General features: G+C 34.2%; 19 protein-coding genes. 15 read left to right on the top strand and 4 right to left on the bottom strand.

The genetic code is table 11. From position 1 onward, the window contains the following. Positions 1-540 precede the first annotated feature (540 nt). Entirely contained in the window at positions 541-855 is a 315-nt protein-coding gene (locus tag BCR26_RS11880) for an SHOCT domain-containing protein (RefSeq protein ID WP_245341835.1), read from the top strand. Positions 856-1585: 730 nt separating this feature from the next. Then, positions 1586-3040, top strand: coding sequence for a coiled-coil domain-containing protein (locus BCR26_RS11875; RefSeq protein WP_069699206.1), 1455 nt, complete (start codon positions 1586-1588; stop codon positions 3038-3040). An 84-nt stretch (positions 3041-3124) separates the two neighbouring features. Here the strand turns inward: BCR26_RS11875 and BCR26_RS11870 are convergent, their stop codons facing one another. Continuing rightward, the gene (locus tag BCR26_RS11870) at positions 3125-3937 is read right to left on the bottom strand and encodes a metallophosphoesterase (RefSeq protein ID WP_069699205.1); all 813 of its coding nucleotides are present in this window, start codon (positions 3935-3937) and stop codon (positions 3125-3127) included. Between the two features lie 176 nt (positions 3938-4113). Between BCR26_RS11870 and BCR26_RS11865 the strand changes: the two genes are divergently transcribed. From BCR26_RS11865 to nusB, 3 genes are all read left to right on the top strand, one after another. Beyond that, the gene (locus BCR26_RS11865; protein ID WP_069699204.1) at positions 4114-5178 is read left to right on the top strand and encodes a M24 family metallopeptidase; all 1065 of its coding nucleotides are present in this window, start codon (positions 4114-4116) and stop codon (positions 5176-5178) included. 241 nt (positions 5179-5419) lie between these two features. Continuing rightward, entirely contained in the window at positions 5420-5845 is a 426-nt protein-coding gene (locus BCR26_RS11860) for an Asp23/Gls24 family envelope stress response protein (RefSeq protein ID WP_069699203.1), read from the top strand. Beyond that, complete coding sequence (nusB, locus tag BCR26_RS11855) at positions 5838-6287, top strand: transcription antitermination factor NusB (protein WP_069699202.1); 450 nt, start codon at positions 5838-5840, stop codon at positions 6285-6287. Before BCR26_RS11860 ends, nusB begins: the two co-directional genes overlap by 8 nt. Before the next feature lie 45 nt (positions 6288-6332). Here nusB and BCR26_RS11850 read toward each other — a convergent pair whose 3' ends face one another. After that, entirely contained in the window at positions 6333-7820 is a 1488-nt protein-coding gene (locus BCR26_RS11850; RefSeq protein ID WP_069699201.1) for a helix-turn-helix domain-containing protein, read from the bottom strand. Positions 7821-8337: 517 nt separating this feature from the next. Here BCR26_RS11850 and BCR26_RS11845 point away from each other — a divergent pair. Then, positions 8338-9915, top strand: coding sequence for a peptide chain release factor 3 (locus BCR26_RS11845; protein ID WP_069699200.1), 1578 nt, complete (start codon positions 8338-8340; stop codon positions 9913-9915). A gap of 103 nt (positions 9916-10018) precedes the next feature. Here BCR26_RS11845 and BCR26_RS11840 read toward each other — a convergent pair whose 3' ends face one another. Then, on the bottom strand, positions 10019-10333 hold the full coding sequence (locus tag BCR26_RS11840) for a DUF1827 family protein (RefSeq protein ID WP_069699199.1): 315 nt from the start codon (positions 10331-10333) through the stop codon (positions 10019-10021). A 200-nt stretch (positions 10334-10533) separates the two neighbouring features. Continuing rightward, positions 10534-12765 carry an ATP-dependent Clp protease ATP-binding subunit gene (locus tag BCR26_RS11835; RefSeq protein WP_069699198.1) on the bottom strand — a complete coding sequence of 744 codons (2232 nt, stop codon included), beginning with the start codon at positions 12763-12765 and terminating at the stop codon, positions 10534-10536. Between the two features lie 287 nt (positions 12766-13052). Here BCR26_RS11835 and BCR26_RS11830 point away from each other — a divergent pair, with 287 nt between their 5' ends. The 9 genes from BCR26_RS11830 (at position 13053) to argR (ending at position 20428) form a co-directional block, all read left to right on the top strand. Then, positions 13053-13244: a hypothetical protein gene (locus BCR26_RS11830; RefSeq protein WP_069699253.1), complete on the top strand. Its 192-nt coding sequence runs from the start codon at positions 13053-13055 to the stop codon at positions 13242-13244. A 170-nt stretch (positions 13245-13414) separates the two neighbouring features. Next, positions 13415-13681 carry a phosphocarrier protein HPr gene (locus BCR26_RS11825; RefSeq protein ID WP_069699197.1) on the top strand — a complete coding sequence of 89 codons (267 nt, stop codon included), beginning with the start codon at positions 13415-13417 and terminating at the stop codon, positions 13679-13681. Further along, positions 13681-15408: a phosphoenolpyruvate--protein phosphotransferase gene (ptsP, locus tag BCR26_RS11820; RefSeq protein ID WP_069699196.1), complete on the top strand. Its 1728-nt coding sequence runs from the start codon at positions 13681-13683 to the stop codon at positions 15406-15408. The genes BCR26_RS11825 and ptsP overlap by 1 nt, the downstream gene beginning before the upstream one ends. Positions 15409-15579: 171 nt before the next feature. After that, a complete protein-coding gene (locus tag BCR26_RS11815; RefSeq protein ID WP_069699195.1) occupies positions 15580-16425 on the top strand; it encodes a bifunctional methylenetetrahydrofolate dehydrogenase/methenyltetrahydrofolate cyclohydrolase in 846 nt (281 codons plus the stop codon). 9 nt (positions 16426-16434) lie between these two features. Next, positions 16435-17790 carry an exodeoxyribonuclease VII large subunit gene (gene xseA / locus BCR26_RS11810; protein ID WP_069699194.1) on the top strand — a complete coding sequence of 452 codons (1356 nt, stop codon included), beginning with the start codon at positions 16435-16437 and terminating at the stop codon, positions 17788-17790. A gap of 19 nt (positions 17791-17809) precedes the next feature. After that, positions 17810-18049, top strand: a complete 240-nt coding sequence (locus tag BCR26_RS11805) for an exodeoxyribonuclease VII small subunit (protein ID WP_069699193.1) — start codon at positions 17810-17812, stop codon at positions 18047-18049. Beyond that, positions 18049-18939, top strand: a complete 891-nt coding sequence (locus tag BCR26_RS11800; protein ID WP_069699192.1) for a polyprenyl synthetase family protein — start codon at positions 18049-18051, stop codon at positions 18937-18939. The genes BCR26_RS11805 and BCR26_RS11800 overlap by 1 nt, the downstream gene beginning before the upstream one ends. A gap of 13 nt (positions 18940-18952) precedes the next feature. Then, the gene (locus tag BCR26_RS11795; protein WP_069699191.1) at positions 18953-19774 is read left to right on the top strand and encodes a TlyA family RNA methyltransferase; all 822 of its coding nucleotides are present in this window, start codon (positions 18953-18955) and stop codon (positions 19772-19774) included. A 204-nt stretch (positions 19775-19978) separates the two neighbouring features. Further along, positions 19979-20428 (top strand): arginine repressor, encoded by a 450-nt coding sequence (gene argR, locus BCR26_RS11790; protein WP_069699190.1) that lies wholly within the window; start codon positions 19979-19981, stop codon positions 20426-20428. Positions 20429-20441: the final 13 nt, after the last annotated feature.

Genomic DNA, 20441 nt, shown 5'->3' with positions numbered 1-20441 from the left:
ATAAAAAATCAGAAAAATTCAATATACGAAAAAAGATTTCATTTTTGTTGATAATTTAAAGAGAATGTTGTAAAGTCTATAGTGTGCATCGGAAAAAACGTCTAAATAATGTTTATTGAAAACCTTGGGGAAGAGTTGACAACATTATTTAGGCGTTTTATTTATCTTAATTGATGTCAAAGTTAATCAATTAAAATAGTCTGAAGTTTTGAATAAAGTAATTTAGTATAAAATGTAAGGTATTTTCTAGTGAAATCTTAGCACAACAATATCATTTTTTTTGATTGTCTTCAAGCAGAAAACTGATTTTTACGATTTATTTTATTAAATTCGCGTCATTATTTATTGATTTTTAATAATACATATAAATAGTGTCTTTTTTGTAGCTGAAATAAGATAATACAGTTACTCTTTTTTATTATTCTTGTAAAAAATATGGATTGCAAGTATCCTATTTTCAAGTTTGTTAGTTTTCGACACTTTTTTGACACATATTCCTACTATTATTAGTTCTGTAAAAAAAATTGAAAGGGGCTTTCTATGATGCATTATCAAAACTGGTTTGATGGAAATACTCAAGAAGCATATAAAAATGGGTGCCAAGCGTTGGGGCATAGAGGAATGTATTATCATAATGGAGGATGGATGTATATGTTGGGAATTGGAATAATTATTATATTAGGGATCATTTTTTTAGTGATGTACTATTTTAATTCAAAAGATACGAATAAAAGTCTGACAAATGATCATTCCAACAAGATTGATTCTGCATTTGATATCTTGGATAGAGAGTTTGCAACTGGGAATATTACAGAAGAAGAATATTTAAGGAAAAAAGAACTGTTGAAAAAGTAGAGTAAAAAGACATAAGTTAGTAGGTTTTTACAAGAAGACTTTGACAGATTCCAAATTAATTTTTTAGAGTGAAAAAACATTGATTTAGTTTTTTTTACTCTTTTTTGTTTTCTTAGGAAATTATCGTTTTTACTTTCTTTTATTCTATAGATTATCAATAATTTATTTATCGGGAATTTCGTTTACTGGTTATTCTACTATTTAAGAAAAAAGTTGGAGTTATTGTGATTGTTCTCTATGGAATTTTACGCTAAATCTTTAAAGGCTACTGTTTAGATGTATTTCTGTTGGAACTTAAATTATTTTTTAATGAAGTGTTAAATTTGACGTCCTTTTTATCTATAAATTCCTTTGTTTTTCATTTTTATAATCAGAATTCTCGTTTAATTATTTATTATATATATGTATTTTAAATAATTTTTTAGAGAAGAATTCTTTCCGAATGTAATCTATTTTCAGAAGTATATTTCATTGTTGTTATATTAGTACAGACTAGTACTTTAAACCTGTTTATTTGGATGCTAAGAAAAAATATATCTTCTATTTGTTTCTTTATTTATTGTGAATTAAGTAGATTTATAGAGATTTTATGTTAAACTCATTATTGGGGGGATAATAGCTAGGTGTTATTTTTCTGTAGAAATGCACAGCCTCTTATCCGGCATAATACGATTTGCTATTTTATTGAAAAATTGATTAGTATGAAGATTTTAAGAAATGAGGAACAGGAATGGCTGGATTTAAATATTGTGAAGTGAAGTTTTTTAAGGAACAGGACACAACTCTACATAGCAATGACTCAAAGGGAATTGAGGAACAACAGTTTGAAAGAATCAAAAGAGAAATAAAACTTTCTTTTTTTAATTATGATTGGTCTGAGGAACAGTTTGAAGAGAAATGTGTGGGGATGTTGGAGTCTTTTCAAAAGCGTCACAGTGATTTTGAGATTGTTGATGGGTGTTTAGATTTTTCAAAAGACAGTGAAGTCTCTCTCTCTTTTTGCATAATACATAGTCAGAAAATGATTAAAAGTCGAATAAAAGGGCTGAAACAAGAGTTACTGTTTTTAGTTCAAACTTTAAGTGAGAACGAAAAGAATAGCGATACTTCCAATTCAACAATAGAAACTACTGAAAATAAAGTGACGGATTCATTAGTTAGCGTAGAAAAATCAATCGAAAAATTATCAGAGAAATCGGATCTTCAAAATGACAAAATGCAGGCGGAGATCAATAATATTCTTGGCATTTTGAAAAATAACGGGATTCAAATCGAAAAAATAGATGGAAAAATTCAAATAAGTGATAAAGTGACCGAAAATTTGCAGGATAAATATCGAAAAGAACAGCGACAGTTTTTTGAAGAGGGAAACCAAAAGCTGTTAGTTAAGTTTGATTATTTAATGCAAACAGTTGAACGTTTAGAGTCAAGAGTTATTAATGATAAAAAGAAAATTGCTATTATAGAAGAAACACATCGAAGTTTGACTACAACATTGAGTAATATTGAGTCAAAGCTCACAGAATATTTAGAAGAAAGTACAGCTAAACCAAAAGCATCAGTGACCATTGAGAAAGGAAAAGAAGTGCAACAATTGTTTGAGGAAGTGGCTGTATTAAAACGTACAATAGATGAGTTGAAAGTCGATTTAAACGACGGTAAAAAGCGATTTTATAAAGAACAATCAAATGAACAAACCAATTTGTCTGGTGTGACGACAGATTCTGAAAGTTTATTGAATCATCAAGAAATAAAAAACAATATGCAACAGGAAATAACAATTAGTAATAAGGAAAATCCGTTAATTAAGGAACATGAAGCTTGTAGAGAGCTATTTTCAAACAGCAGCGAAAATTCTCCTAAAAACAAAAAAGTAAAAGTGAGTAAAGAAGAATTTCTAGATATAGTCAATCGAATCACTTTTTGTGAGTTTAACTGGTCAAATATTTCTAGCCAATTTTCAAAAGAGCTATTTAATTTATATGACCTGCCTGCTTATCAAGACTACATGGAAAATCTTTCTACTTTCTTAGAGGGTTTAAATCCTAGCGATTACACGATTCCTTTTGTAAGTAAGAATGTATTGTTTGTAAATAGGAATGATTGGGAACAATTAAAGAGCTATGAATCTTTAAATCAGTATTTAGAACATATTTTAAGTGATCATGGTTTGTTAATAAAATAGAAAAGTAGACGGATAAAAAAACAAGTTAGTTTTTTGTCCGTCTACTTTTTATTGTATAAATTAGAGTTTATCTTATTGAATGGACTAAAGATAGACATTAAACAAAGTGATTTCAGGAGGGACCCCTAATCTTACTGGGATTGCGGTTGTCCCGAGCCCAGTGTTTACAAAAAGAGTAGTCTTTTCTGAAAGTTTGTAAAAGCCAGCAAAATATTTTTCAGCCATTATATTTTTTATAGGAAAAAAAGGAATCTTTACTTGCCCACCATGACTATGCCCCGATAGAATTAATTGAATATCTTCTGTGGAAAAAAGATCTACAGCATCAGGCTCATGACTTAATAAAATAGTATAGTCATTGCTATTTTTATTTGCTAAAGCATCTGGAATGGAAGGAGAACCAAGCAAAGCATCATCTAATCCACCGATATAGATGGACTGACCATTTTGCAAAGAGACAGTTGTTCCGCTATTTTGTAATAATTGAAAACCAGCAGCAGCTAGAATATCAGGATAGATGCGAACGGCACCACCGCCATAATCATGATTACCAAAAATAGCGAACTTTCCTAAGGGAGCAGATAATTTATTGAGAGTTTGAGCTACTTGTTCTGTTGGTCCGTATTCAGCATAATTATCAAATAGATCTCCAGTAAAAGTAACAATATCTGGTTTTAGAGCATTTGTTTTGGTAACAATTTTCTCTAGCTGTTCGATAGAGTAATTTTCTTGGATATGAATATCTGAAAGCTGAACGATTTTAAGTGGTTGCTGCCCGTTTTCTTCGCCAAGTTTGTGAGTATGAATGACAATTCTTTTTGGTTCTATAAAAAAAGCGTAAATAGGGATGCTTAGTAATAGCAATAATAGCGTGAGTAGAATAATTCTTTTTTTCATTCATGAACCTCTCTTTCATGACTAATTCTAACTTAAAATAATAAAAAAAGAGTTAAGAGGAGCCTTAAAAAGGAAACCTTTAGAATAATTTATAGGATTAATTCATTTAGGATGTGTCTGAAAACGATCTTTGCTATAATGGTAAAGAAGAAATGGTAGAAAGAAGGATATGAAGTATGATGAACAGAGTCAATAAATTACGTGAAATGATGAAAAAAAATGATCTTTCGAGTTTTTTAGTAACAAGCCCTTACAATCTTCGTTATTTAACTAATTTTACAGGAACGACTGGGTTGGCTATTATTACTATGAGAAAGGCTTTTTTCGTAACTGATTTTCGTTATACGGAACAAGCTGCGATACAAGCAAAAGGGTTTGAAATTATCAAAAATACGGGTCCAATTTTTGAAGAAGTGGTTTCAATTCTTGAAAAAGAGCAACTAGAGAATATTGCTTTTGAAGAGATGCATGTAAGTTTTGCGGAGTACAGTGCGCTAGAAGAAATATCTCCTTGTGAACTTGTACCAGTAGCTGGAATGATTGAAGAGCTTCGTGAAGTGAAAGATGAAGAAGAAGTCGCGATTATTGAAAAAGCTTGTCAGATTGCTGACGCTGGGTTTAAGCATATTTTAACAGTCATTAAGCCAGGAATGAGTGAAATTGAAGTAGCCAATCAATTAGATTTTTACATGCGTTCATTAGGCGCTACAGGTGTTTCTTTTGAAACGATCGTTGCCAGTGGTGCTCGTTCTGCAATGCCTCATGGTGTAGCAAGTGAGAAGATTATTGAAAAAGGAGACCTGATTACGTTAGATTTTGGCTGTTATTATCAAGGCTATGTCTCTGATATGACTCGAACTTTTGCACTTGGAGAACCTGATAGTAAGTTAAAAGAAATTCATCAGATTGTTTTGGATGCCCAACTGAAGGTGTTAGATGAAGCAAGACCTGGATTGACAGGGATTCAATTAGATGCTATCGCTCGTGATTATATTGCTTCATTTGGATACGGAGAAGCCTTTGGTCATAGTACAGGACATGGAATTGGTTTAGAAATCCATGAAGGACCTAACGTGTCATTTAAATCAGACAAACAATTTGTTGCAGGTAATGTCATCACGGATGAACCAGGAATTTATTTACCAGGTTTAGGTGGTGTAAGAATCGAAGATGACTTGTTGATTACCGAAAAAGGAAATCGTATTTTGACTCACTCTCCTAAAGAATTGATTGTTTTATAAGTATTTAATGAGAGTGTAAAGGAATCGATAAGTTCGTGCGCCTTTTCTTGTAGCGAAACAGTCCATTTAATGATAAACTAAGAACGAGTTAAAAATCATAAGCTATTTAGCCCAAACGACTGTAGTGCAACCTAACAATAACATTAACGAATCGCTTATTTTGTTGATTAAGTAATTGTTGGTCTGGACACACAAAGCGGCTCGCATATCATTCATGCGTAACCAATAGGAGGATATAGAAATGAACGATGAAAAAAACTTAGTGATTAACACGAAAGATGCTTTAGGAGAAATCGTTATTGCACCTGAAGTAATAGAAGTTATTATTGGCATTGCAGCATCAAAAGTTGATGGTGTCTATGGCATGCGTGGAACATTTGCTAATAACGTGACTGAACTTTTAGGTCGTGCTTCTCACGGTAAAGGCATTTATTTACGAGCTGAAGAAGAAGGCTTGAAAGTGGACATTTATTGCTACCTAAACTATGGGATATCTGTTCCTAAAGTAGCGCTAGAAATACAAGATCGAGTAAAACAACAGGTCCTATTTATGACAGATATTGATTTGGTAGAAGTGAATATTCACGTAGTAGCTGTAGTGCCAGAAAAATTACCAAAACCAGATTTTGATGAATTATTCCCAGAAAATGGAGAAGAGAATGAGTAAAGTGAATTTAAGTCGCCATGAAATTCGGGAAAAAGCATTACAAGCTCTATTTCCTTTAGATTTTAATCAAGATTTAACTAAAAAAGATGCGATTAGCCATGCTTTAGAATTGGATGAGCGAGAATTTATTAGTGAAGATGGCGAGGAGTTTGTACCTGTCTATTTAGATCTTCTTGTAGGCGGTGTTTGCGATCGAAAAGTGGAATTAGATGAAAAAATAAAAGGGCATCTTGGAAAGAATTGGACGATCAACCGGATTGCTAAAATGGATTTAATCATTTTAAGAATGGCTATTTTCGAAATGTATTATATCGGAGATGTTCCGGATACTGTTGCCTTAGATGAAGCGTTGGAATTAACCAAAAAATATAGCGACGATCATTCAAGAAAATTTGTCAACGGAGTTTTAGCAAACGTATTAAAAGAAAAAGACGAAGCGTAACAATCAAAGGATCAGCAGAAGAGAAAATTCTGTTGATCCTTTTAATTAAGATTCTGCTATTTTCTTATGTGTTTGAGCCTTTTTTAGTGCTTTGAACAGATCAATATATTGGTCTGTACCAGAAGTGAAACGGAAAATAAAAGATGGGGTATTACAATTTTCTGGTATTAAATAGGGCGATGTTCCAATAATGAAATCAAAAGAAAAAGGATCGTCTTCTTTATAAGCGATTAATCGTGTGAAAGTAAGTTCGTCTAAGAAATCAGTTAATTGTCTAGTAAGTAAAAAATCTGATTCGGCAACAATAGCAACTCGAACGATATTATCTTTCAAAGCATGCTCAAAAATAGGTAATAAGAGATAAGCCAATGATTCAGTTAGATCATCAATCATGAATTTTAACCAACTAAATTTTTGTTGTCTAGCCATTTTCTTGAAAAAATTTGAGAATGAAAAAAATAACTGTTGATAACATTCATTTTCTTTGATAGATTGTCTTTTTATTAAATGAAAAAGAGTCGGAAAGGGCTTTTTGAGAATAGCTGTTGAAAATAGAATATTGGCAACATTTCCAAAAAGGATTGGCTGGTCATCCCATTTAAATTCGTCCGTCATTAACTGAGTAGCAAAAAAATTGCAAAAATTTTGCATAATTTCCGTCGCTAAATTGTGTTCTTGTTTTAAATAGTTCATTAAGAAAGTAAGGCGATAGTCATTACCTCTGAAATAATTTGGCGTAATAGTCAAAAGAAAAGCAGAAAATTGTGCTTCAGCTTCTAAAATGTCTTTATCTGTAATAGTTTTAGACCAAAAATTTTCAGCATAATCTATATCAGATGGAATATAAGGAGGAAGAGTCGTTTTTTCTTTCAATGAATAACCTGACTTAATTCTTAAGTAGACAACATCTAGAATAAGCTTGATTTGTTTAGACGCGGAATAACTATAACTATCTGGGAAAAAGGGGCTGACAGCAGCACTGACATCTCTATAATTAATAGTAGCATTATCTGATGAAGGGAGGTTCATCCCTTGAGAGGAAAGCCAAATTAGACAATAAAGAATTAATCGGATATTTCGTTCATCTCCCGAAAGTTTTAATTGAGACAAGTTTAGACGAATGTCAAATTGCTTGAAATAGTCAACTAATAACTTGGATTTTCTAATAACTGATGCTCGACTCAAAAAGTTAATTTTGCAAAAAGCTTCTAAGTCATTTTTTGGGGAATATAAAATAGAAACTAATAACTGATAAGGAATACTTTGAGTAATTAAATACTGGTAATAGGAATCGTAGCTAACAAATTTATTAGGATGAACGCCATTTGAATCAAGCAATACAACAGGTTTGTTAGTAATTTTGGAAAGATCTTGCTGAATTTGTTCCAATAAATAGACAATTCGACTGTAGGAATAATCTAAATAGTTTGCAAAAAAATTAATGCTATAGGTTTGTTCGGAAAATTTTATTATCAGCTTGAATAAAGTCAGTTTTCTTTTAGAAATATCTTCAAGCATCATATCTTCAAACATATTAAAACCTCCTTTCGGTAAAGAGTAAAATAAATGTTATTTAAGTTTTTTAGTTTAGAGCTCACTTGAGAAAATTCAATCAATAACATATTCGGGATAAATAAATCTAACATGTGATGCACCTTTCTAACAATAAATAAATGCAATAAAAAAGTTATCATTGAACGTCGATTGCTTATTTTATGTGGTATCCTAAAAAAAAACAGCGCTTTTATTCGGTTACTTTTTAAAAGATACTCCCGCTTATAATGTTATAGCATATTTAAAAAAAAATGCCAGTCAATTAGTGTCAATCAATCATTTTTAAGATTTTCTTGTTTACAAAATACATTTTTGGCGCATGTAGCCGCTTAAAAGCGAGTAGATTCAATTTTTTGATAAATTTTACAAAAATTGACAAAGACTTTGAAAAGTAAGGTAAATCCGTGATATACTACACTAGTTAAAAAAGAAAAATCCAATATATTATAGCGAATAGATAGAATTTTTTTAGATAAGAAATAGAATGGAGTAAACAATGAATAATCCAAAATTAAAAGAACAAGTTGATAGTCGTCGTACCTTTGCCATTATTTCCCATCCAGATGCCGGAAAAACTACCATTACAGAGCAGTTGCTCTTATTTGGAGGCGCGATTCGTCAAGCAGGAACCGTTAAGGGGAAAAAAACAGGGAACTTTGCTAAGTCTGACTGGATGGAAATTGAGAAACAACGTGGAATTTCGGTAACGAGTTCAGTCATGCAATTTGATTATGAAGGGAAACGAGTAAATATTTTAGATACACCAGGGCATGAGGACTTCTCTGAAGATACCTATCGAACGTTAATGGCAGTCGATAGTGCAGTAATGGTGATTGATAGTGCTAAAGGGATTGAGGCACAAACGAAGAAATTATTTCAAGTTGTTAAAAGACGCGGTATTCCCATTTTTACTTTCATTAATAAATTAGATCGTGATGGTCGTGAGCCTTTGGAGTTACTGGAAGAATTGGAAGAGTTATTAGACATTGAATCTTATCCGATGAACTGGCCAATAGGTATGGGAAAAGGACTGGAAGGACTCTATGATATTTATAATAATCGTGTAGAAGTATATCGTCCAGAAACCAATAATGGCGAACGTTTTATTCCTTTAGTTGATGGTGATATTCCAAGTGATTTACCTCTACATTCAGACAGTTTATATAAGCAAGTGTTGGAAGAAGTGGAACTGCTAGTTGAAGCTGGTGATGTATTTGATACTGCAAAAATTGCTTGCGGCAATCAAACCCCTGTCTTTTTTGGCTCAGCATTGACTAATTTTGGTGTACAGACATTTTTAGAAACATTCCTTCAGTTTGCACCAGCACCTTATGCACATGAAACTGAAGCCGAGGAGGAAGTAAGTCCTTATGAAGAAGAATTTTCTGGCTTTGTTTTTAAAATTCAAGCGAATATGAATCCAGCTCATAGGGATAGAATTGCTTTTGTGCGTATTTGTTCAGGAACGTTTGAACGTGGCATGGATGTAACGTTAGGTCGAACAGGCAAAAAGATTAAGTTAAGTAATGTGACACAATTTATGGCTGATACAAGAGAAAATGTAGAAGAAGCAGTTGCAGGAGATATTATAGGTATTTATGATACTGGAAACTACCAAATTGGTGACACCCTTTACGAAGGGAAGCTAAAAGTTCAATATGAAGAGTTACCTTCTTTCACGCCAGAGTTGTTTATGAAAGTAGCGGCCAAAAATGTCATGAAGCAAAAGTCTTTTCATAAGGGGATTTATCAATTAGTTCAAGAGGGAGCGATTCAGCTCTATAAAACGTATTTGACAGATGAATATATTATTGGAGCAGTAGGTCAGCTTCAATTTGAAGTGTTCCAATATCGGATGCTAAATGAATACAATGCAGAAGTTGTTATGACACCAATGGGTTCAAAAATTGCTCGTTGGATTAAACCAGAAGATTTAGATGAACGCATGAGTTCTAGTCGGAATATTCTAGCGAAAGATCGTTTCGATCAACCACTATTTTTATTTGAAAACCAATTTGCGATGCGTTGGTTTGCCGATAAGTATCCAGATGTAGAATTGAAGAGTCTAATGTAATAAATAAAAGAAGATAAAAATACAAGATAGAGATTTGTAGTGACCCGAAAAAGTCTGACTTTTGGGGGCGACTCAGTTTTCTTTCTGTATTTTTATCTTCTATTTAATTTTGAACCAGATCAGTAATGATTGGAATCGAGATTTCAGTGACATCTTTCAATTCAATAATTGAGATTTGTTCTTTATCATATTTTTCTTTTGGCGTACTCTTTAATAGATAGGCTAAAATTTCATTAACTTCTGTTTTGCGTAGGGCTCTTTTTTTGTTGATAATAAGAATTTCAATATGTTGAATAGCTTCTGTATAAATGACGGTTGTATTGCCAGCGGAAAAGACTTTGACTAGGTAGGCATCGGTGTTTTCAAGCTGTTTATTCACTAGCTGTTTATAACTATTTGTTACATTAACTAATTTCATTGTTCTCCCTCCAATCTTTATTTTTTTAATTAGACGTTTAAGTAATTATAGTAATGAATAAAAAAATTATTCTAATAGATAACATTAGGTATACTATACTATTATAAAATTTTTTTTGATAAATATAAAGGACTTTGTCTTCGAAATAAAAAAATCACAAAAGAGAGTAGCGGATCTCTCTTTCATGATTTCATAAAAATTTATTCTTTGTCTGTTTCTTGAGTAAGAAGTTCTTCTTTTTCTTTTCCTGTCACAATAATTTTTCCTTCTTCATTTAATTCAGCCACTAGTTGATGTTCTTCAGGGTGATCTAAATAAAATTCAGCAATTCCATCTTCAATTTGTTCTTGAATTGTTCGACGTAAAGGTCTTGCACCCATGGCTGGATCGAAACCTAAATCGACTAATTTTTCTTTAGCTTCTTCCGATACATCAATGTGTAATTTTTGACTAGCTAGTAAGGTATTAACCTCATTTAACATTAAAGTAACAATTGACATCAAGTTTTCTTTGCTTAGAGTTTTGAACTCGATAATTCCGTCAAAGCGATTTAAGAATTCTGGTGTAAAGAAATTGTTTAGCTGCCCTAAGACAGATTTCGTTATTCCTTGACGAGCAGCACCAAAGCCGACATTTGCTTCTATGTTTCCAGTTCCAGCATTACTTGTCATAATAATGATGGTATCTTTGAAACTAACTGTTCGACCTTGTGCGTCGGTTAAACGGCCATCATCAAGTATTTGTAAGAACATATGGAGAACATCCGGATGGGCCTTTTCGATTTCGTCTAGTAAGATTAAGCTGTAGGGATTACGGCGAACTTTTTCTGTCAATTGACCTGCTTCATCATAACCAACATATCCTGGAGGAGAGCCGATTAGTTTTGAAACACTGTGTTTTTCCATATATTCACTCATATCAAAACGAATCATAGAATCTTCTGAACCGAATAATTCATAAGCTAGTTGTTTAGCAAGTTCTGTTTTTCCAACACCAGTTGGACCGACAAATAGGAAAGAGCCAATTGGCCGATTTTTTTTGCCTAAACCAACACGATTTCTACGAATTGCTTTTGAAACTTTATCGACAGCATCATCTTGTCCAATAACATGAGCTCTTAAATCAGCAGACAGATTTTTAAGTTGTGTCTGTTCTTTTTCTTTTAAATCGCCGACAGGAATCCCTGTTTTTTGCTCAACAATTTTTTCAATATCTTTTTCGGTAATAACTGGCGTTTCTTCATCACTGATTTGTTTTTCCTTCATTGCTTGAAGTTTGTTGATTTGATCACGATAATAGGCAGCTTTTTCAAAATCTTCTTCAGCAGAAGCTTGTTGTTTTTGTTGTTCTGCATCCGCCAATTTTTTTTCTATTGTTTTTGGATCAACAATTTGGATGGTTAAGTTCATTTTTGAACCAGATTCATCCAATAAGTCAATTGCTTTATCTGGTAAAAAGCGATCTTGGATATAGCGATTAGAAAGAGAAGCTGCTGCTTTAATTGCTTCATCGGTATATTTCACATGATGGTAGTCTTCGTATCGTTTTTGTAATCCTTGTAAAATAGCGACAGTTTCGTCTACGGAAGGTTCATCTACTCGAACAGGCTGCATTCTTCGTTCTAAAGCAGCATCTTTCTCAATAATTCGATATTCATTTAAGGTTGTTGCACCAACCATTTGTAATTCACCGCGAGCTAAGGCTGGTTTCAGAATATTTCCAGCATCCATACTGCCATCGCCAGTAGCGCCAGCACCGACGATTTCATGCACCTCATCAATGAATAAGATCACATTGTCAGCTTGTTTAATTTCTTCAATTAGCTTTTGAATCCGTTCCTCAAATTGACCGCGGATACCTGTTCCTTGAACTAAAGAAACCACATCTAAACGGATGACTTCTTTTTCAAGTAATTTTTGTGGTACATCTCCGTCAACGATTTTTTGTGCTAAGCCTTCTACCACCGCTGTTTTACCTACACCAGGTTCTCCGATAAGGACAGGGTTATTTTTTGTTCGACGATTTAAAATTTCGATGACACGTTTAATCTCTTCGTCGCGTCCAACTACTGGGTCAATATCTCCGTTGCGGGCTGCTTGAGTAATGTTTATCCCATATTCCCCAAGTAATCCCCCGTTTTGAGGAGCATTTCCTCTCGGTGGTTGTCCTCCATTGATTCCATTCCCATATTGAGTTGGTGGAATTTGTTCTTGTGGATTTTGTTGTTGCATTTGACGAGAGAGTGAACGGTATAAATCATCTAAACTTCCAAAGCCAAATGGGTCCTGAGCCATATTTTGCTGAGAGTAATTTGCTTGAGATTTTAATTTTTGGTAACAGCTTTGACAATAGTCTAGCTGTTTTCTGTGTCCATTAACATTTGCATAAAGGTGGATTGTCGCTTCATTTTGTTTACAGTTTTGACAAATCATATGCTGAGCACATCCTTTCAATTATAAAAGAGAGGGAAGGTTAAAATAGGCATTTTTACTAAGTGTAAATTTCCCTGTCTTCAGTTTATACAGCAATCATAATAAAAGGTCGAAATAATTATTGACCAATATTGACCTTTTGAAATATTATAGCATTTTTTGAGGTAGAATCAAGTAATTGAGCTTTTGACTTTAGAAAAAATAAAATATTTTAGGAAGACAAATAAATTAATTTAAACTACAATAACATCATACCTAGGAAAATTGAATTGAAAGTAGTGATAAAGATGATTGAAAATCCTTATACAGAGAAATTAAGAGAATTAAAGGAAGGTAAAATAAAAGAAATAATTGTAGAAGCAAAAGATTTTCCAGCCTTTAGAGAGGTTTGGAAAGACCTGCCAGATCGAATGGATATTGTAGGAGAAGCCGGCTTGAATGGGCGGATTGTTTACAGATATGTCAAAACAGAGGAATAATAGAAGACAATCAGACATAAAATAGTGGAAAAGTGTTGTATATCAGCGAAAAAAATGGTAACCTTAAAAACTGAAAGGGTCTTTTTGTGATTGCTGTTTTTTATCAATAATACATGAAAAGGAAAACCCTAACATAAAAATTATTTCACTTATGAAGGAGACCGATTTATATGGAAAAGAAAGACTTTCACATTGTAGCAGAAACAGGAATTCACGCACGTCCAGCTACATTATTAGTACAAACTGCAAGCAAATTTAACTCTGATATTAATTTAGAGTACAAAGGCAAATCTGTAAACCTTAAATCAATCATGGGCGTTATGTCTCTTGGTGTTGGTCAAGGTTCTGACGTAACAATTACTGTTGAAGGTGCTGACGAAGCAGATGCAATTGCTGCAATTGTTGATACAATGAAAAAAGAAGGATTGTCTGAATAATGTCTGAAATGCTAAAAGGGATTGCCGCAAGTGATGGTGTTGCTATTGCTAAAGCTTACCTGCTAGTTCAACCGGACTTATCTTTCAACAAAATTACAGTAGAAGATACTCAAGCTGAAGCGAGTCGTTTAGATAGTGCTTTAGCGAAATCTACTGGAGAGTTGCAAGCAATTCGGGAAAAAGCAGCACAAAGCCTTGGTGAATCAGAAGCACAAGTATTTGATGCACATTTAATGGTATTAGCTGATCCAGAAATGATTGGCCAAATTAAACAAAATATTGAAGATAACAAAGTAAACGCTGAGTCAGCGCTTAAAGAAGTAACGGATATGTACGTTGGAATGTTTGAAGCAATGGACGACAATGCATACATGCAAGAACGTGCTGCAGATATTCGTGACGTTGCTAAGCGTGTATTGTCACATCTATTAGGTGTAACACTTCCAAATCCATCTATGATTAACGAAGAAGTAATCGTGGTTGCCCATGATTTAACACCAAGTGATACGGCTCAGTTAGACCGTAACTTTGTTAAAGCTTTTGTTACGGATATTGGTGGACGCACTTCTCATTCTGCGATTATGGCTCGCTCTTTAGAAATTCCTGCAATTGTAGGAACAATGGAAATTACTTCTAAAGTAAAAGCTGGCGACATTTTAGCAGTTAATGGTATTGATGGAGATGTTATTTTACACCCAACTGATGCTGAAAAAGCTGATTTTGAAGCTAAAGGAAAAGCGTATGCTGATCTAAAAGCAGAGTGGGAAAAATTAAAAAATGCTAAAACAGAAACAGCCGATGGCAAGCATTTTGAATTAGCTGCTAATATTGGAACGCCTAAAGATTTAGAAGGTGTGCACAATAATGGTGGTGAAGCAGTTGGATTATATCGGACAGAGTTCTTATATATGGATTCTCCAGATTTTCCAACAGAAGATGATCAATATGTAGCTTATAAAGCAGTTCTTGAAGGAATGGACGGAAAACCTGTAGTTGTTCGTACGATGGATATAGGTGGAGATAAAGAATTGCCATATCTTCAACTACCTCATGAAATGAACCCATTCTTAGGTTACCGTGCTTTACGTATTAGTTTGTCTGAACAAGGAGATGACATGTTCCGTACGCAAATGCGTGCCTTGTTACGTGCATCTGTTCATGGGAATTTACGTATTATGTTCCCAATGGTTGCGACTCTAAAAGAATTTAGAGCAGCGAAAAAAGTCTTTGATGAAGAGAAACAAAAATTAGTAAGTGAAGGTATAAAAGTTTCTGACTCAATTCAAGTCGGAATCATGATTGAAATACCTGCTGCGGCAGTTATTGCTGATAAATTTGCTAAAGAAGTTGATTTCTTCAGTGTTGGAACAAATGATTTGATTCAATACACAATGGCCGCTGACCGTATGAACGAACGTGTTTCTTACCTTTACCAACCTTATAACCCATCAATCCTACGTTTGATTAAAAACGTTATTGATGCAGCTCACGCTGAAGGTAAATGGGCTGGAATGTGTGGAGAAATGGCTGGAGATCAAACAGCTGTTCCATTATTAGTAGGAATGGGCTTAGATGAGTTCTCAATGAGTGCAACATCTATTCTTAAAACACGTAGCTTAATGAAAAATCTAGATACTAAAAAAATGACTGAACTTGCAGATCGTGCTTTAAATGAGTGTGATACAATGGAAGAAGTTGTGGCATTAGTAGAAGAATATACTAAATAAGTATTTCAATGAAACTGGAGAGTATTCTCCAGTTTTTTTTACATAAAAGTAGCAAGTTTTGATATTTATTGTTTTATAACTATATACGGTTTTAAGAGCTAAGAATATGTGCTAGAATAAAAGCATTGAAAAAGCAATGAGTAAATAATTATAGATTATAAGGAGTAGCACATGGGAGAATTGATTAATGGTCGCGAACTGGCAGATAAAATGCAGTCTGAATTAAAGGTAGAAGTGAATGAATTAGCAAAATCAGGAATTAAACCAGGTTTGGTTGTAATTCTTGTAGGAGATAATCCGGCAAGCAAAACATATGTGAAAAATAAAAATATCGCTGCGGGAAAAATAGGTATTCATTCAAAAATAGAGCATGTAGCTGAAACAATCAATGAAGCTGAATTGTTAACGCTAATTGGAAAATACAATAAAGACGACCAATTCCACGGTATTCTTGTTCAGTTACCTTTACCGAAACATATAGATGAAGAGAAAATTCTTTTAGCAATTGATCCTGAAAAAGATGTGGATGGTTTTCATCCAATGAACCTAGGGCGTTTATTTATTAATGAACCAACGATGATTCCTTGTACGCCTTATGGGATAATGAAAATGTTTGAAGCGTATGATGTCGATTTAGAGGGGAAAAATGCTGTCGTTATTGGAAGAAGTAACATTGTCGGGAAACCTATGTCTCAGTTATTATTAATGGAAAATGCGACGGTCACAATTGCTCATTCGAAAACAAAGAATTTAGAAGCAGTAGCAAAAGAAGCGGATATTTTGGTTGTAGCAATTGGTCGTGGTCACTTTGTTACAAAAGAATTTGTTAAGCCAGGTGCAGTAGTGATTGATGTGGGAATGAATCATGATGAAAACGGGAAATTAATTGGAGATGTGAAATTTGACGAAGTGTCTGAACTGGCAAGCTACATTACCCCTGTTCCTAAAGGTGTCGGTCCGATGACGATTACTATGTTAATGTATCAAACCGTCCAAGCGGCAAAAAAACAAAAGTAAGGTGAAAAAATGGCAGAGCAGTATTTAACAGTAACGGCTTTAACAAGATACTTAAAACGTAAATTTGATGTAGATCCATACTTGGAAAGAGTCTATTTGACTGGCGAAATTTCTAATTTTCGTTTGCGAGCAAATGCCCACCAATATTTTAGCCTAAAAGATGAGGGGGCAAAAATTTCTGCGATTATGTTTAAGTCTGCTTTCCAAAAGCTTAAATTCCAACCAAAAGAAGGAATGAAAGTTCTTTTAGTAGGAAGAGTCTCTCTTTATGAGAATGGGGGATCTTATCAAATTTATGTAGAGCACATGGAACCAGACGGTGTCGGTGCATTATACCAAGCTTTAGCAGAGTTAAGAGAGAAGTTAGGTAAAGAAGGTCTTTTTGAAGGACCTAAAAAAATCTTGCCTCGTTATCCAAAAAGAATTGCCGTTATCACTAGTCCAAGCGGCGCTGTCATTCGAGACATTATTACAACTGTAAAAAGACGATATCCTATTGCCCAACTTGTCTTATTTCCAACTCTCGTTCAAGGAGATAAAGCTGCAGCAGATATTGTAAAAAATATTGATAAAGTTGAAGAACTTGGTAATTTTGATACAATGATTATTGGAAGAGGTGGCGGATCGATTGAAGATCTTTGGCCGTTTAATGAAGAAAGTGTTGCCAGGGTCATCTATCATGCAAAAACACCAATTATTTCTTCAGTAGGTCATGAAACAGATGTAACGATTGCTGATATGGTTGCAGACGTGCGAGCAGCAACGCCAACTGCAGCTGCTGAATTAGCTGTTCCTGTTTTAAATGAAGAGCTTTTAAAGATAAAAGATCGCCAGAGTCGTTTAGAACAAAGCTTTTTAAATTTACTTCAACAAAAAAATGAGCGCTTTAAACGATTAAAAGATTCCTATGTATTTAATCAGCCAAACCGCTTATATGAAGGACAATCGATTAAATTGGATCGGGTGACTCAGCGATTGATTCAGTCAACAGAAAATATTTTTCATCAAAAGCAAAGGCTCGCGCAGCAGATTATCGCTCAATTTCAACAACAATCTCCTGTCGGGAAGTTAAGAGAAGCCCAACAACAATGGCTGTTTATAGATAAGAGTATGAAAGATAATATGAATCGATATATGAAGGATAAAGAGAAACAATTCACGTCAGTTGTGCAACAATTAGATTTATTAAGTCCTTTAAAAATTATGGGACGTGGATATAGTTACACGACGAAAGAAGAGCAAATTGTAAAATCGGTGGAAGAACTGCAACCGGATGAATTGATTCAAGTCCATTATGCAGACGGATTTGTAAAGGCAACAGTAAATGAAATAACAAAAGTAAAACAATCAGCAATTGATGGTTAAATAGAGAGGAATAGTAATCATGGCAAAAGCAAAAGAAGTGGAGAAAACCTTTGAGGAATCGTTAAACGAGTTAGAAGGAATCGTTCAGCGTTTAGAACGTGGCGATGTTCCTTTAGAAGAAGCTTTAGTCGCTTTTCAAGAAGGCGTAGCTTTAAGCAAACAGTGCCAAGACACATTAGAAAAAGCTGAAAAGACTTTAACGAAAATGATGACCGAAAACAATGAAGAAGTTCCGTTTGAAGAAAGCGAGGAGGCTTGATGAAAGAGTTAACTCACTTTCGCAAGCAACAACTTCCTCTTATTGAAAAAGAGATGGAAGAGTTTATAAAAAAACATACAACAAATCAACGGTTAAAAGAATCGATGCTCTACTCAATCCAAGCGGGCGGCAAGCGTCTGCGACCAGTGTTAGTATTGGCGACAGTAGTCTCGTTTAATAAGGCTCTTGAAATTGGCTGTTACCAGATTGCTTCAGCTTTAGAGATGATCCATACGTATTCTTTGATTCACGATGATTTACCTGCAATGGACGATGATGATTTACGTCGAGGCAAGCCAACAAATCATAAAGTTTATGGTGAAGCACACGCTATCTTAGCGGGAGACGGTCTTTTGACAGCTGCTTTTCAACAAGTTGCACTAAGTAGAATCGATTCAAACGAAAAAATTCTTTTAATGCAGTTGCTAAGTAAAGCTTCTGGAACAGAAGGAATGGTTTCCGGACAAGCAGGAGATTTACAAGGCGAAGAAAAGAAACTTTCTTTAGAGGAATTAGCAAGTGTTCATGAACAAAAAACAGGTGCTTTAATTGAGTTTGCATTGTTAGCAGGAGGGATTTTAGCTAATCAACCTTCAGAAGTAATCACTTTGTTAGGGAATTATGCTTATCATTTAGGTCTTGCTTTTCAGATTCGTGATGATTTACTGGATGTAACTAGCTCGCAAGCAGAACTAGGCAAAAATGTGGGAAGAGATGAGGCTCTGAATAAAAGCACTTATCCAGGCATTTTAGGAGTTGAGGGAGCAAAAGAAGCGCTCGCTAAACAACTGACTTTAGGGAATAAAGTATTGGAAGAAATTGTTGAGAATACGACTGATTTTCAACCGCATTTATTAAATGATATATTAGCGCAGCTGCGCTTATCATAGAAAGAAGGCACTTATGAAAAAAGAGCGCGTGGATGTAATTGCGTTTAATCAAGGACTATTTGAAACAAGAGAAAAAGCGAAAAGAGCTGTCATGGCTGGTTTAGTTTATGATGATAAAAATGAACGTTTTGACAAGCCAGGTGAAAAAATTCCTTTAGAAACAGTATTACAGGTGAAAGGACAGTCGTTAGCCTACGTTTCCAGAGGTGGACTAAAGTTGGAAAAAGCTTTAAGCGTTTTTTCGGTAAACGTCGAAGGGAAAACAATGCTAGATATTGGCGCATCAACTGGGGGATTTACAGATGTAGCATTGCAAAATGGGGCTCGTTTAAGCTATGCACTAGATGTTGGTTACAATCAACTCGCTTGGAAAATTCGCCAAGATGAGCGAGTGGTTGTGATGGAACGGGAGAATTTTCGCTATAGTAAACCAGAAGACTTTAAAGAAGGAATACCTGATATTGCAACGATTGATGTCTCTTTCATTTCGTTGAAACTAATCTTACCGACGCTGCATACTATCCTGAAATCTTCTGGTGAGGTGGTTGCGTTAATCAAGCCACAATTTGAAGCGGGAAAAGAATTTGTTGGAAAGAAAGGAATTATTCGTGATCCTGAAATCCACAAAATGGTTTTAGACGATGTTTTAGCTTTTGCTACTGCTCAAGGTTATGATGTTAAAGGATTAGATTATTCACCGATTACTGGTGGTGAAGGAAACATTGAATTTTTAGCTTATTTGGTTTCTACAGATGGATTAGGAAAGATCAAATCAACGATAGACACAAGTCAAGTGGTGGGAAGTGCTCATCAAAAATTAATTTCTCAAAAATAATCCATGTTTAAAACAAAAGATAGAGATAACGACTATGCACTTTAATGTAAGATAAGTGCATGTCGTCTTTACTCTATAAAAAAAGGCTTCTATACTTAAAAGGCTGACAAAGACGTTTTGTCTCAGCCTTATTTTTTGCTTTAAAAATGTATAAAAATACGCTATGATGAATTGAAGATGAATTCTATGAAGGAGAAGAGAAATATGCGAAAAAAAGATCGCCATCGATTAATTACTCGATTGCTTGCAGATAAAAATATTCAAAAGCAAGAAGATTTTGTCCTTTTTTTAGAGGAGAAAGGTGTAACTGTGACTCAGGCTACGATTTCTCGTGATATTAAAGAAATGAAGTTGATAAAAGTACCTTCTACTGATGGGGGATATCGGTACAGTGTTCCAGCAGAAACTAAAGAAAATACTAACGCAAAGTTAGAGAAATTATTAAAAGATGCTTTTGTTTCCGTAGACCAAATGGAAAAGTATGTTATTTTGCGTACTATACCAGGGAATGCTGCTGCTTCAGCAAACTTAATAGAGAAGAAATATAAAGATGCTTTATTTGCGACCATTAATGATGATGATAGTATTTTAATGATTGCACGCACTGAAAAAGATGCAGAGCTGTTGGAAAAAGAGTTCTATAAATACCTATAGAGATTGAGGTGAA

This window comes from Enterococcus rivorum (assembly GCF_001742285.1).
Taxonomy (GTDB): Bacteria; Bacillota; Bacilli; order Lactobacillales; family Enterococcaceae; genus Enterococcus_L; species Enterococcus_L rivorum.
This window is presented reverse-complemented; position numbering and strand designations above follow the sequence as displayed.